The following is a 13,260-nucleotide window of genomic DNA, read 5'->3' on the forward strand; positions in this document are numbered from 1 at the left end:
GGCAGACAGGGAGAGTGCGATGACAACGACAACAATGCATCACAGGGAACGGCAGGCAGCTCGCGGGCGATCCCGGGCTGATCGGGTCGAATACCGGCTTCTGGTCGCCATCGCCTTTGTCATCTGTTTCGCCATGGCGGGCGCATCCCGGCTGTTCGCGGCCTTGCGCGGCAAGCCTGTCGACAGCCATGGCCAGTCAGTTTTCGCGGAGGCGCGGGCATCAGCTCACGCCACCGCGGGTTACGCGTTCATCGCGTAGCCCGACGCCTTTTGCCGGGGTCCAAATCCGGCAAAAAACCCGCCGATGTCGTCCGTTCGGGCGGTTTGAGGCAGACCCGGCTGCGGGGCACCGCAGCGCTTGTGACTAGGAGGTACTTTCAATGTCCAGTCCAAATACCGTTTCGCTTTCGGGAATGACCGAAAGCGAAGCACAAGAGTTCCACTCGTACTACCTCCAGGGGATGATTGCATTCGTGGCTATTGCCGTTGTTGCACATCTTCTCGTCTGGTTTTGGCGCCCGTGGATCCCCGGTCCGGAAGGCTACGCCTCGCTTGAAGGCGTCAGTCAGACGGTAACCGCATTCCTGCCAATGCTCGCATAAAGGAGAAGCGAAATGTGGAGAATTTGGATGCTTTTCGACCCGCGCAAAACGCTGGTCGTCCAAGGTGTTTTCCTTTTCGCGCTGGCGGTGATGATTCATCTCGTCCTGCTCAGCACGACCCGCTTCAACTGGCTCGAAGGCGCACCGGTGGTAACCGGCGCACTCGATCCGTCGACGGGCATCTTGGGACTTATCCCAATGATGATCGGCTGAACGCTGACAACAATGACTGCGGGCGGGCCAATGACCCAGGTCACCCGCCCGCGGTCGAAATCCGAAATGGTCAAAACCTGGAATGGGATTGCGTGAATCGTCCGCAATCAGGGGGGTTGGAGATAAGCCATGGCGCTGCTGAGTTTTGAAAGAAAATACCGCGTTCGCGGTGGCACCCTGATAGGCGGTGACTTGTTCGATTTTTGGGTCGGACCGTTTTATGTGGGCTTCTTTGGCCTCACCACCGCGTTTTTCGCATCTGTGGGAACCGCGTTGATCTTTTACGGTGCGGCAATCGGGCCGACCTGGAACATGTGGCGGATCTCCATCGCTCCGCCTGATCTGAGCTACGGTCTCGGCCTCGCGCCCTTAGCGGAAGGCGGGCTGTGGCAAGTCATCACCATTTGCGCCTTCGGGGCATTTATCTCATGGGCGCTGCGCGAGGTGGAAATCTGCCGCAAGCTTGGCATCGGCCTTCATGTGCCGTTTGCCTTCGGCGTCGCCATTTTCGCTTATCTCTCGCTGGTTGTTATCCGGCCAGTCCTGCTTGGCGCCTGGGGACACGGGTTCCCCTATGGCATTTTCAGCCATCTCGATTGGGTGTCCAATGTCGGATACCAGTACCTGCATTTCCACTACAATCCGGCCCACATGCTGGCGGTCTCGTTGTTCTTCACCACGACGTTGGCCTTGTCGCTGCATGGCGGCCTGATCCTCTCGGCCGCCAATCCGGGCCGCGACGGCACACGCTACAATAAGCCCGACGTGATGAAGACGCCTGAATATGAAGACACATTCTTCCGCGACATCATTGGCTATTCGGTCGGTACGCTCGGCATTCACCGGCTTGGCCTGGTGCTGGCGCTGAACGCCGGCTTCTGGAGCGCGGTCTGCATCATCATCAGCGGCCCGCTGTGGAACAAGGGCTGGCCGCAGTGGTGGAACTGGTGGCTCGATCTGCCGATTTGGAGCTGAAAGGGATCTGATCATGCAATATCAAAATCTATTTACCCAAGTGCAGGTCCGCGGCCCCGTTGAAGCCGGTATCCCGCTGCCCCGAGGCGACGATGATCGCTACGGCAAACCTGTATACAATTGGCTTGCCGGCTGGTTCGGCAACGCTCAGCTGGGTCCGATTTATCTCGGTTTTCTGGGCACCGCGTCGCTGATCAGCGGAACAATCTGGTTCGTGATCGTCGGCTTCAATATGCTTGCCTCGGTAGGCTGGGATCCAATCCAGTTCATCCGCCAGCTGTTCTGGCTGGCGCTTGAGCCCCCGCCGGCCAAATATGGGCTGTCGCTCGTGCCGCCGCTCAGTGAGGGCGGTTGGTACATCATTTCAAGCGTGTTCCTGCTTGCAGCCGTATTGTTGTGGTGGGCGAGGATCTATGTTCGGGCAAGGGCGCTCGGTCTCGGCACTCACGTCTTCTGGGCTTTCGGGGCTGCGATATGGCTGTTCCTGGTGCTTGGATTGTTCCGGCCGGTTCTGATGGGCTCATGGGCGGAAGCCGTACCTTACGGTATCTTCCCGCATCTTGACTGGACGGCGGCGTTTTCGATCCGCTACGGCAATCTCTATTACAACCCGTTCCACTGCCTTTCGATTGTCTTCCTTTACGGCTCGGTGCTGTTGTTCGCCATGCATGGCGCGACAATTCTCGCCGTCACCCGTTACGGCGGCGAGCGCGAGCTCGAACAGATCAGCGACCGTGGCACAGCCTCTGAACGCGCAGCACTTTTCTGGAGGTGGACCATGGGCTTCAACGCCACCATGGAATCCATTCACCGCTGGGCCTGGTGGTTCGCAGTGCTCACACCAATCACTGGCGGGATCGGCATTCTGCTGACCGGGACCGTGGTCGACAACTGGTTCCTTTGGGGCATGAAGCACGGCCTTGTCGCGCCGGTGCCTGACATGTGGCCAACCGTCGTCGATCCGGCCATAGGGGGTTAAGATCATGAAACTCTGGATACCATTCGCCGCCGCAGCCGGTGTATTCGTTGGAGCCGCGATAATTTTCGGGGCCGATTGGGATCTGCCCCCCGTAGATACCGATCAGATCGGCTATCGCGGAAGCGGCATGTACCATACGCTTGACCGCGAGGACCAGGCCGAACTCAAGCTCGCAAATGTTGCTCCCGAACCACTCTACGAGGCGGATCCGGAAGGCGACCGTGCCGGCGAGTTCTATGAAAACGTCCAGGTGCTGGGGGATCTATCGACAGACCAGTTCAACCTGTTCATGGCCTCCATCACAGAGTGGGTGTCGCCGGAGCAAGGCTGCGCCTATTGCCACAACGAGGAAAACCTTGCCTCCGATGAGGTCTACACCAAGGTTGTTGCTCGCCGCATGATTCAGATGACACAGCACGTCAATGAGGATTGGCAGGCTCACGTCGCCCAGACCGGGGTCACCTGTTATACCTGCCACCAGGGGCAGCCCGTGCCGGCGAATGTCTGGTCGCGCAATCTTGTGCCTGGCGAAAAGGGCACGGACCTTGGCTGGAGCGGTGGTCAGAACATTGTCAACAAGACTGCCGGCAACACATCATTGCCGTCAAATGCGCTGGAAAGCTATCTGCTGGAGGACAAGTCGATCCGCGTGCATTCGCTGACCGCCCTGCCCAATGGCGATAACACTGCCAACGTCAAGAACACAGAAGAAACATGGTCCCTGATGATGCACATGTCGGAAAGCCTGGGCGTCAACTGCGTGACCTGTCACAACAGCCGCGCGTTTAATGACTGGGATCAGAGCCCGCCGCAACGCGTGACGGCCTGGCACGGGATCCGCATGGCGCGCGAACTCAACCAGAGCTACATCACAGGTCTGGCACCTATATTCCCGGACAACCGTAAGGGACCCGAGGGCGACGTTCTGAAGATCGGCTGTGCAACTTGCCACAACGGTGTGCAGAAGCCTCTTTATGGTGTGTCGATGCTGAAGGACTACGTCGATTCCCTCGGCACCAAGTCCAACACCGATGTGCCTGACTACAACACCTACAAGCCGGGAGAGACGACAACCATGTCGCCGGCGAAAACCACTTCGCTCGAGCCTCTGCAGGGCTCGGGCAAAGGGGGAACGGCTCTGGCATCTGCCGATTGAGCCTTGCAGCAGCAGGCAGCGCTTTCCCTCAGCGTGCGCTTGCGGCAAAAGAGAACCGGAGATCGCGAGATCTCCGGTTCTTCTGTTTTCAGGAGATAAGAAACTGGGTAGCGGAACGACGAGACAAGCGTGGCCGCTAGACTTGAAGTCACGGGTTCGATCCAGCCTAATGTTTCAAGGAGTATGGGATGAAAGGCCGGTCTCCGGCTTTCCTGGATTTCGCTCTCGCCAGCAGACGACAGTCCCCCCCGAACGGGAGGTCGCGCAGTTCTTGTCTCTTATGGGATAGTGGCCAGGAAAACGCGGATCAGAAGATCAGGTCTGGATAGCGTTCAGCATAAATCCGGAACCAGGGTGTGAAGTGCTCCGGATGGTTCGCGATTTCGGCGTGGAGCTCCTCGCAGGTGATCCAGCGTGTCTCTTCGACTTCACGAATGTCCGGCTGTATTTCAAGCGTCGCGCGGTCGGCCGTGCCGATATACATCGTGACTTTCTCGTGCTCGTGCAGTCCGTTGCCGACATCGGCCGAGTACTCGACCACGCGCCGCCGTGACAGCGGCACGTTGAAGCCGAGTTCTTCCCGGAGCCGCCGCCGTGCGCAGCTGTCGATAGGTTCGTCCCAATAGGGATGCGAACAGCAGGTGTTCGCCCACAGCCCGCCGCAATGATACTTTGATGCGGCTCGTTTCTGGATCAGCAAATGGTCGCCATCGAAAACGAAGATCGAAACCGCCAGATGAAACAGACCGTCAGAATGCGCTTTCAGCTTTTCAACCGGATAAAGCGAGCCGTCTTCGGAAATCGCCGATATGATCGTCGGATGTACATTCATGGCTTTGTCTTGTCCTATCCAGTCGCAATCGCCCGCGCGGCTTTGGCCATACCGCCGGAGCAGTCGGGGTCAAACGCCGTGGGTGTGCACTTATCCTGTCCTGTGAGGCCCGTCAGCCCCTGCCACTGACCTTCTGTCGAAAGAAGATTGAAGCGTGTGAAGCAATATTCCGAAAACCAGTTCTCACTGTAAGCGCAACGTACCGCCTCGCCATGGGTAGCGCTGTTCCTGGAAAAGCTCTCCATCGCTTCGATCGACTGCCAGACTGACAGCGTGACCTGGTGCAGCCAGGGGATCTCCCCGGTGCCGATCATGAACTGCCGCATGTTCTCGGCCTCAACGGTCGCTGAGATCGCCGGGACTTTCGACCAGAAGCGGATCAGCTTGGAAGGCCTGATCGAAGCGCGTGTCAGTGCCACGACGGGCATTGTTTGATTTCCCGCACCTTCGGCAATGGGGAAATGATGACCGTCCCAGTTGCCGCGGGTGGAGACCGGTTCGAGATAAAGCGTTGCCATTTGGTCGGCATTGCTGCGGTAGCCGGAAAGCGACGATGCTGAGGCTATTCTTTCGCGGGCGATGTCCAGCGACGGCCATTGGGCCAGCAGGGTGTAGACACCGAAATTCGGGCGGGTCGAAAAGCCGGCGCCCGAACCCGTACCCATCAGCTTGAAGAAACTCAGATCTGGTGTCGCGCTCAGGCCGGGCTTCGCCAGTCCCATCTGCGAAAACGCCCAAAGGCGCTTGCGCAGGGTCGCAAACCGGAACAGCGAAAACGTCACCACCGTCACCGGTTTCCCTCCCTGAGCCCTGCCGGATGCAATCTGCTTCTAGCCAGGGCAATCCTTATCAAGCCACCGCGCGCGACAATGCGCATTGCGACCACAAATCGCACAGCGAATCCACCAGATGTCTCAGGTCGCCATCACTGTGCATCGGAGTTGGCGTAAAGCGCAGCCGTTCGGTACCGACCGGAACTGTCGGATAGTTGATTGGCTGCACATAGACGCCGTAGGTGTCGAGCAGGATGTCCGAGATCCACTTGCACTTCTTCGCATCGCCCACCATCACCGGAACGATATGGCTTGGGTTCTGCATGTGCGGAATGCCCTTTGCGTCCAGCATGGCGCGGAACTTGGCCACGTTGTTGCGATGGCCGGCCCGTTCCATCTCGCTTTGCTTGAGATGCTGGATCGATGCGGTGGCGCCGGCAGCAAGCGCTGGCGGAATGGCGGTGGTGAAAATGAAGCCCGAGGAGAAACTGCGGATGAAATCACAGACCGCCGTTGATCCGGTGATGTAACCGCCCATCACGCCAAAGGCCTTGCCGAGCGTACCTTCGATGATGGTGACACGGTCCATCAGGCCATCGCGTTCTGCGACACCGCCGCCGCGCGGCCCGTACATGCCGACAGCGTGGACTTCGTCGAGATAGGTCATCGCTCCGAACCGTTCGGCGACATCAAGGATTTCCCCGATCGGGGCCATGTCGCCATCCATCGAATAGACGCTTTCGAAAGCCACCAGCTTGGGTGCTGCCGGATCGTCAGCGGCCATCAACTCGGCCAGGTGCTTCGGATCATTGTGCCGCCAGAGCCGCTTTTGCGCACGGCTGTGACGGATACCCTCGATCATCGAGGCGTGATTGAGCGCGTCGGAATAGATGATCAGGCCGGGGATCCCGGCGCCAAGCGTGCCGAGCGCCGCCCAGTTGGACACATAGCCCGACGAGAAGATCAGCGCGGATTCCTTGCCATGCAGATCCGCCAGTTCACGTTCGAGCAGCACATGAGCATGGTTGGTGCCCGAAATGTTGCGCGTGCCGCCGGCGCCTGCGCCGCATTGATCGACTGCCGCATGCATCGCCGCGATGACCTTCGCGTTCTGGCCCATGCCGAGATAGTCATTCGAACACCAGACGGTTACGTCATGGGTTGTGCCATCAGCACGATGCCGGGTGGCGCGGGGGAAGCCACCTGCATGCCTCTCGAGCTCGGCGAAAACACGATAATTGCCTGCCGCATGCAACGTGTCGAGCTGCGATTTGAAGTAGCGGTTGAAGTCCATTTGGGTGATCCCCCTAATCTCAGGCCCGTGCTGTTGCGCGGGGAGTTTCCGATTCCGGTGTGGTGTGAAGCATGGCCGGGTGGTCCCGGTTCTTGTCGGTAGGCTTTTTCTTTGCCTTGTCCATGGCCCAGCCCCAGAGGGCTGAATCGCGCACCGGCAAAACGAGAAACAGATGTTCGATGAACGCCAGTGCCGCAAACGAGGCAAGGAGCGTCCACTTGACCGCATCATGGGAGTTCGTGGCTGTTGCGGCTGCGTAGACGAGCCAGGCCAGCAAAGCGGCGGTGCCTGTCAGCGAGACATAGAACCAGCCGCTGGTGCGGTCCGTGCGGAAATAGCTTTTCAGGTAGGACAAACGATCGGGCAGCATGTCGCTGATCGCGTGCCGTGCCCCCAGATAGATGTTCAGTTTGGTCGAGATCCGCATGATCCACAGCAGGCAGAATGCCAGCAGTGCGGTGGTATTTTCCGCCCCCGCCATCAGCCAGACAAGGCCGAGAACGGTAGCGAAAAGCGCCAGTTCATGATCGCGAACTGTCAGAAAAGCCGCCCGAAACCGGGTCTTCTCCCGAGGCGCTTCGCCGGCCTCAATACGTCTCGGCCCGGTGACCAGGCCGATCAGGAAAGTGGTCTCGTGCCAGGCCCACAAGGCCAGCGCCGAGAAGAAGGCGATATAGGCTGAAAGCGGCGTTCCGTGATCACGCGTTGCCATCAGCCCGAAGGCGCCGAGCAGGGCCACAACGGTTGCAAGCGCCATGACGGTCTTGAAATACCGGTTTCCTGCCCGCGCCAGCGCCAGCACCAGCCCGGTGGCGACCCACCAGGCGACACTTGCGATCAGGACTGCGGACAGGAAAGTCATCGCGATTGTCTCCTTACCATACCGGCTGCAGGCGGCTCTTCGCCGGCACCTGATTGGACTTGGTCGGGATCATGTAAAGCCTCACAAAGCCAAGACCGGCACGGCTCATGTGCCAGGCCTTTGCGATCTTGCCGGAGATGCCGCCACGTTCTGCCGCGGCGTTGATCGAATCATTGATCCGGTTGAGCTTGCGCAAGGTTGGGACGAAGGCTGGATGGTCGAGATCAAGCGTCAGCGGAAACACCTGACGGGTAATCTCGCTGGTCAGTCGGAACACACGCATGTCGTAGTCTTCAATGCCGATGTCGAGCGCCTTGTGGAACGCGGGACGGGCATGGTCGCGCACATACATGGTGGCAAACACTGCCAGCAGGAAGAACTTGATCCAGTACTTGTTGACGCCCGAAGTCAGCTTCGGGTCCGACCGCATGATCAGGGAAAATGCCTCGCCATGACGGAACTCGTCATTGCACCATTCCTCGAACCATTTGAAGATCGGATGGAAACGCTTCTCCGGGTGTTTCTGCAGATGCCGGTAGATGGTGATGTAGCGGGCATAGCCGATTTTTTCGGAAAGGTACGTCGCGTAGTAGATGAACTTTGGCCGGAAATAGGTGTACTTCTTCGCCTTGGCGAGAAAGCCCATATTGACGCCGATGTTGAACTCCTTGAGCGCATCATTGATGAAGCCGGCGTGGCGGCTTTCATCACGGCTCATCAGCCCGAACAATTCGCAGATTTCCTTGTTGGTGCCGCGGCGCTTCATCTCCTTGTAAAGCACGCAGCCCGAAAACTCGGCGGTCAGCGATGAGACCAGGAAATCGATGAACTCGCGGCGAAGCTCGTCAGGGAGCGCGTCGATGTCGATAACATCCCAGTCGGCATTGCGCTTGAAATGGCCCTTGTTCGGGTCCGAGCGCATTTCCGCGATCAGATCATCCCACTCCTGTTGAACGCCGGTGACGTCGAGACGGTCCATCTCTTCAAAATCCGTGGTGTAGAACCGCGGATTGAGCATGGTCGATTCGACCGCGGTCTTGGTGGTGTCATTGATGCCCGGGCTGGTCCCAGCGACATTCTTCGCATTGGTGAGGTTCGGCTCAACGTGCTTGTTCATGCCCGTGCCCTCTCTGAAAAACTGAATTCGCAAAGCTCCATGAACTCGAAATCGCCGGTGGCGCGAGTCCATGTGCGTTCGAGGAGGCTGGCTCGTGTGATCGTCGCTGTGCGGCGGAAACTCTCGCGATGCCCGTAAGGCACTGCAACAGGCGATCCGTGAACCATCACTTCGTCGCCGGGATAGACAACTACCCCGTTGTCAAAGCGCAAATGCGCGCCCAGTTCCTCGAAGGTGTTGTTTATCTCGACAGTGCAAGGAACCTCCTCCTTGCGCCGTCCTATCAGCGGTGTTTTGCTCATGGCTTCTCATTCCCTCTCGAAGCTAGCAGTTCAGCATAAGCGGCGGCGTTATCTGGCCCGAAGGCATTGAGATAAAGCCGTTCGCCGGTGGCGGTATCGGAGAGCGACACGGAGCCGTTCTCCCATTTGATCAGCCGGTAAGGCAGGCCTTGTGGAGTGTCGTCCATAAGCCGCATGCGTGAGAGCGCGCGCAGCGACCCCCGCACGAATCCACCCTGTTCCGGCGCAAGGGTGGTGATTGCTTCGCCCGTTTGGGCGTCATAAATGGTGATCGCGGTGTCATGGGTGCCCACGATGCGTATGTCGCGGATCTGCTCGGGCTGCCCGTAGACGTTTATCACCGTGCCGATGCCCGTCTTCATCCCGAACAAAACCGCGGAAATCGAAAACCCGATCAGGCCGAGCCCCAGCACCAATGGCATCCGTGGAAACCTGCTCGCCTTGCGGCGAGGCGATTGTGGTCCGCGATTTGTGTCAGGATAGTTGGGGCTCAGCGCGTTCATGATCTTACTCCGCTGCTTCGATGAGACGACCGCCGGATATCGGTCCGGTCTGTTTGGAGGAGACGGCGCGCTGCGGCGCCGCATCACCGGCGGTGCGGCTGCCTGATAGGGCTGCGGAGAGCACATTGCCCGCAATCGCCACGTCTTTCAGGCAGATCATCTGGGGCATCAGCGCACCCTTTTTGAAGCCGCGCACATGCGGCCAGAACACCAGCCATGACAGCTTGTCACCAGGTTTTAGCGTCAGTGCTATGTCGCCGGCGCCGTCCGGGCCTTCGCGCATGTCAGCCGACACAATACGCGTGAACGGCAGATTGAAGGTTGCCGACAAGGCAACGCCAATGCGCATCACGACGCGTTTGTTGGTGATCGTGTAGAGCGTTGTCTTCTGAACGCCCCATGCAAAAGCTTCCAGAAAGCCGACCACGATGGTGGCCATGATGGTGAGCGCACCCGAGGAGAACAGGATCTCGCTTGGAAGGCGCCCGTCATAAAGACCGGCCGATACGTTCCAGGCAATCAGCACCGCGAAATAGCCCGCGATCCAGCGTGTTTTGATCACTTGCCGCGAGACCTTCGCCGAAGACGGCGCGCCCTGCCACAAGATGACCTCACCTTCGGGGAGCTCGGCCGGAAGACCGGGCACCGGTTCATAATCGTGTTCTGGTCCGCCGGTCTCGCTCATGCCAGTGGCTCCTGTCTGCTGGGTTCGGCGTAGAGCAGGCCCGAGCCGAAGTAGGCGACGATCTTGTCTTCCTCGAGGAAGGTCACGCTGTCAGGCAGGTTGGTGCCCGGCACCAGCGCGAAATGTTCGCCGGTGATGGCCTTGACGTAGAAGATGCGTTCGCCATTGCCGGTTTTGCGGAAGATGCCGAAATTGATCGGCACCAGGATCTGGCGCGGTTCGGTGCCGACCTCGGTCGTAATCTCAAGGTAGCGCAGCATCTGCTCTGAACGGTCCACCCAGATGTCTGTAATGGTGCCTGCGACGACCAGGTTGAAGCCGACAACGCGCAGCCCCACCGGATTGATTTCGCCCTCAGCCACGTGGAAATCGGTAGCCACTCTCAGAGGCACGATCTTGTTGTGCCCGTCATGGCTGAGATCTGGCGTATCGGAGCGCTCGGCCCAGGAGCCCGGTCCGATGGAATCGAGCATCGGGTTAGGCCCGGTCGGCACATAGGGAGCACCTGAGAAATTAGCGATTTTGACGCCGGGCACAGGCCGGTCGGTGCTGTCGCGTTTGCCGTTTGGTACTGACACCTCGCCATGGCCATGCGGCAAAAGGAAGGTCTTGGCAGGTGGCACGAAAAGCCAGTCATCCCTGTTGAAAGCGCCTGACTGATCGGCTTCCAGCGGATAGCCTTCGCGCCGGTCCTCCATGCGGATGTAGAAAAGCAACAGCGCGAAGAACACCCAGAACGCATAAAGCGTGACTTGGGCGACGTCGAGATAGGCTGTGAGGGCTCCGGTTTGCATGACTTCTCTCCTTCAGCTAGCGGCAATTCAGCCGGGCATGTCTGCCAATCCGAAGCGTTGGCCCCGGTTGTGATGAATGGTTTGGGTGCTGCGTGAAGCAAGCGGCCCCAAAGCCGCCAGCGCCGCAAACAGCAGCCCGATTTCAAGATGATAGACGACGCTGTACCCGGCCGCCGGTGCGCTCATTGCAGCGCCGGGCACGGCATCGGCGACCAGATTGTTGACCCCGTCACGGATCAATCCGCCAGCCGCGAGACCAAGCCCGATGGCTGTGGCCTGCACAGCGCCCCAGGCGCCGATGGCCAGGCCGTTGTCGGATTTCTCGGCAATATCCATGGCCGCGAGCATGGTGCAGACTGCAAACAGCCCGGCGCCAAACCCGATGATACAAGCGCCCACGCGAAACAGGTTGGCGGCATTGAGTGGCTCGGCGAAAATGATTGCCGAGAATCCGACGATGCCGGAGAGCAGCCCGAGTGCCGCCAGCCGGTACATGTTTGCGCCGTTCTGCAAGGCGCGGCCGGCATGGGCAAAGCCCAGAAGCGTGCCCGTTGACCAGATCGCGGTCAAAAGCGTGGTCTGGCTCACCGATAGCTTCAGCACTTCGCCGCCATAGGGTTCAAGCAGGACATCCTGCATCGAGAACGCGGCCGAGCCGAGCGCCACAGCCACCAGCAGGCGAATGGTGCCCTTTTCCTTGCGGTATGCAGCGAACGCTTCGGAGAAAGGCGTGGTGTCGCGTTCATGTCGGGTGGCGACCGGATTGCGAGGCTCCTGCTTCCACAGGCAGATGACGTTGAGCACCACGGTAACGACAGCCGAGCCCTGAACCACCTTGATCAGGATCAGAGGCGAATAGTCGCGCAACAACAGGGCGAAGACGATCGAGGCGATAAGCATGCCGACCAGCAGCATCACATACATCAGCGCCACGACGCGGGGCCGGTTGTCATCAGCCGAAAGATCAGTCGCCAGCGCAAGCCCTGCGGTCTGGGCCATGTGCATGCCAATCCCGGTCAGCAGAAAGGCCAGAAGCGCGCCAGCCGGCCCGGCCCACTCGGGCCCGGTGGTCTGAGACTGCAAAAGCAGCAGCGCGAATGGCATGATTGCCAGCCCGCCGAACTGCAGGATCGTCCCAAGCCAGATGTAGGGGACACGGCGCACGCCGAGCGCCGATTTGTAGGTGTCGGAGCGATGTCCGATCAGGGCCCGGAAGGGAGCAGCCAGAACCGGTATCGCAATCATCAACGCCACCAGCGATGTTGGCACACCGAGCTCGACGATCATCACACGGTTGAGTGTGCCGGTGAGAAGAACCGCCGCCATGCCGATAGACCACTGGAACATCGACAGACGCAACAGCCGCGACAGCGGCAGGTCTTCGGTCGCAGCATCTGCGAACGGCAGATAGCGGGGACCGAGCGTCTTCCATTTGTCGAGAATTTTGCGGTTGGCTTTGGCAACGAGTTTCATGACCTCACGAGCTCCTCTGCCACGGAGATGTAAAACCCTCTGGAAATCCGGGTTGAAGCGCCCCTGGTCCAGCCCTGCATGTCGTTGCGTTGCACCGCCTGGGTGAGCAGCCGATCTATGGCGACAGGCTGGATCGTTGGTGAACGGTCGCCGCGCGGAAACAGTTTGCCGACTGCCTGCATCATCACCAATGGTCGGGTGCGCGGGGCGAGAGTGAAGACCATCTTGCGGCTGGTGCGACGCGCCAGGCCGGCAATCGCCTCGGCAGCTTCCAAGGCATTGTAGTGAATGAGCGCATCCATCGACACGACCCCATCAAATTCGCCGTGTTCGACTGCGAGCATGTCGCCTGCGATCAGGGTGACCGAGCCGCCGTTGCGAATAGCGGGCAGGGCCTCGTTGGCGTGGCTCACCATTTGCGGTGAAAGATCAACGCCAAGCACATCGGCGCCGCGATGCGCTAGTTCGATCGCCAGCGGTCCGGCGCCGCAGCCTGCATCCAGGATACGCCAACCGGTCAGGTCATGCGGAAAACGATCTAGGATCGCCGAACGCATGGCGTCACGACCGGCCCGGACTGTGGCCCGGATGCCCGACACCTTCTCGGTCGAGATCAGCCGTTTCCAGGCATCGAGCGCAGTGCGGTCGAAGTAAGTCTGGATCTCATCACGACGTTTGATGTAGGCGGCGTCCTGCATGT

17 protein-coding genes are annotated in these 13,260 nt (G+C 59.5%); 6 read left to right on the forward strand and 11 right to left on the reverse strand.

Features of this window, described 5'->3' with window-relative positions:
• Nucleotides 1-19 precede the first annotated feature (19 nt).
• The 6 genes from WNZ14_RS08250 to pufC all read left to right on the forward strand — a co-directional run bounded on the left by WNZ14_RS08250 (nucleotide 20) and on the right by pufC (nucleotide 3,925).
• Nucleotides 20-259: a hypothetical protein gene (locus tag WNZ14_RS08250; RefSeq protein WP_342868088.1), complete on the forward strand. Its 240-nt coding sequence runs from the start codon at nucleotides 20-22 to the stop codon at nucleotides 257-259.
• Between the two features lie 121 nt (nucleotides 260-380).
• Nucleotides 381-602: a light-harvesting antenna LH1, beta subunit gene (pufB, locus tag WNZ14_RS08255; RefSeq protein WP_342868089.1), complete on the forward strand. Its 222-nt coding sequence runs from the start codon at nucleotides 381-383 to the stop codon at nucleotides 600-602.
• Between the two features lie 12 nt (nucleotides 603-614).
• Nucleotides 615-815, forward strand: coding sequence for a light-harvesting antenna LH1, alpha subunit (gene pufA, locus WNZ14_RS08260; RefSeq protein ID WP_342868090.1), 201 nt, complete (start codon nucleotides 615-617; stop codon nucleotides 813-815).
• A gap of 129 nt (nucleotides 816-944) precedes the next feature.
• A complete protein-coding gene (pufL, locus tag WNZ14_RS08265; RefSeq protein ID WP_342868091.1) occupies nucleotides 945-1,790 on the forward strand; it encodes a photosynthetic reaction center subunit L in 846 nt (281 codons plus the stop codon).
• Nucleotides 1,791-1,800: 10 nt separating this feature from the next.
• Nucleotides 1,801-2,769: a photosynthetic reaction center subunit M gene (gene pufM, locus WNZ14_RS08270; RefSeq protein ID WP_342868546.1), complete on the forward strand. Its 969-nt coding sequence runs from the start codon at nucleotides 1,801-1,803 to the stop codon at nucleotides 2,767-2,769.
• Between the two features lie 4 nt (nucleotides 2,770-2,773).
• A complete protein-coding gene (gene pufC / locus WNZ14_RS08275) occupies nucleotides 2,774-3,925 on the forward strand; it encodes a photosynthetic reaction center cytochrome PufC (protein WP_342868092.1) in 1,152 nt (383 codons plus the stop codon).
• A gap of 307 nt (nucleotides 3,926-4,232) precedes the next feature.
• Here the strand turns inward: pufC and idi are convergent, their stop codons facing one another.
• Genes idi through bchM form a run of 11 tightly spaced genes read right to left on the reverse strand, consistent with a single transcriptional unit; the run spans nucleotide 4,233 to nucleotide 13,258 of the window.
• Nucleotides 4,233-4,757 carry an isopentenyl-diphosphate delta-isomerase gene (gene idi, locus WNZ14_RS08280; protein WP_342868093.1) on the reverse strand — a complete coding sequence of 175 codons (525 nt, stop codon included), beginning with the start codon at nucleotides 4,755-4,757 and terminating at the stop codon, nucleotides 4,233-4,235.
• A gap of 14 nt (nucleotides 4,758-4,771) precedes the next feature.
• Nucleotides 4,772-5,548, reverse strand: coding sequence for a spheroidene monooxygenase (locus WNZ14_RS08285; RefSeq protein WP_342868094.1), 777 nt, complete (start codon nucleotides 5,546-5,548; stop codon nucleotides 4,772-4,774).
• Nucleotides 5,549-5,606: 58 nt separating this feature from the next.
• Nucleotides 5,607-6,824, reverse strand: coding sequence for a 5-aminolevulinate synthase (hemA, locus tag WNZ14_RS08290; protein ID WP_342868095.1), 1,218 nt, complete (start codon nucleotides 6,822-6,824; stop codon nucleotides 5,607-5,609).
• A gap of 19 nt (nucleotides 6,825-6,843) precedes the next feature.
• Complete coding sequence (gene puhE, locus WNZ14_RS08295; RefSeq protein WP_342868096.1) at nucleotides 6,844-7,686, reverse strand: putative photosynthetic complex assembly protein PuhE; 843 nt, start codon at nucleotides 7,684-7,686, stop codon at nucleotides 6,844-6,846.
• 13 nt (nucleotides 7,687-7,699) lie between these two features.
• On the reverse strand, nucleotides 7,700-8,803 hold the full coding sequence (gene acsF / locus WNZ14_RS08300; protein ID WP_342868097.1) for a magnesium-protoporphyrin IX monomethyl ester (oxidative) cyclase: 1,104 nt from the start codon (nucleotides 8,801-8,803) through the stop codon (nucleotides 7,700-7,702).
• On the reverse strand, nucleotides 8,800-9,105 hold the full coding sequence (locus WNZ14_RS08305; RefSeq protein ID WP_342868098.1) for a hypothetical protein: 306 nt from the start codon (nucleotides 9,103-9,105) through the stop codon (nucleotides 8,800-8,802). The genes acsF and WNZ14_RS08305 overlap by 4 nt, the downstream gene beginning before the upstream one ends.
• Nucleotides 9,102-9,608, reverse strand: a complete 507-nt coding sequence (puhC, locus tag WNZ14_RS08310) for a photosynthetic complex assembly protein PuhC (RefSeq protein ID WP_342868099.1) — start codon at nucleotides 9,606-9,608, stop codon at nucleotides 9,102-9,104. The genes WNZ14_RS08305 and puhC overlap by 4 nt, the downstream gene beginning before the upstream one ends.
• Nucleotides 9,609-9,612: 4 nt before the next feature.
• On the reverse strand, nucleotides 9,613-10,293 hold the full coding sequence (gene puhB / locus WNZ14_RS08315) for a photosynthetic complex putative assembly protein PuhB (RefSeq protein WP_342868100.1): 681 nt from the start codon (nucleotides 10,291-10,293) through the stop codon (nucleotides 9,613-9,615).
• Nucleotides 10,290-11,087 carry a photosynthetic reaction center subunit H gene (gene puhA, locus WNZ14_RS08320; RefSeq protein ID WP_342868101.1) on the reverse strand — a complete coding sequence of 266 codons (798 nt, stop codon included), beginning with the start codon at nucleotides 11,085-11,087 and terminating at the stop codon, nucleotides 10,290-10,292. Before puhA ends, puhB begins: the two co-directional genes overlap by 4 nt.
• Nucleotides 11,088-11,114: 27 nt before the next feature.
• Nucleotides 11,115-12,560 (reverse strand): BCD family MFS transporter, encoded by a 1,446-nt coding sequence (locus WNZ14_RS08325; RefSeq protein ID WP_342868102.1) that lies wholly within the window; start codon nucleotides 12,558-12,560, stop codon nucleotides 11,115-11,117.
• On the reverse strand, nucleotides 12,557-13,258 hold the full coding sequence (bchM, locus tag WNZ14_RS08330) for a magnesium protoporphyrin IX methyltransferase (RefSeq protein ID WP_342868103.1): 702 nt from the start codon (nucleotides 13,256-13,258) through the stop codon (nucleotides 12,557-12,559). Before bchM ends, WNZ14_RS08325 begins: the two co-directional genes overlap by 4 nt.
• Nucleotides 13,259-13,260 lie beyond the last annotated feature (2 nt).

Origin of the sequence: Hoeflea sp. AS60 (assembly GCF_038900115.1) — a bacterium.
GTDB lineage: Bacteria > Pseudomonadota > Alphaproteobacteria > Rhizobiales > Rhizobiaceae > Hoeflea.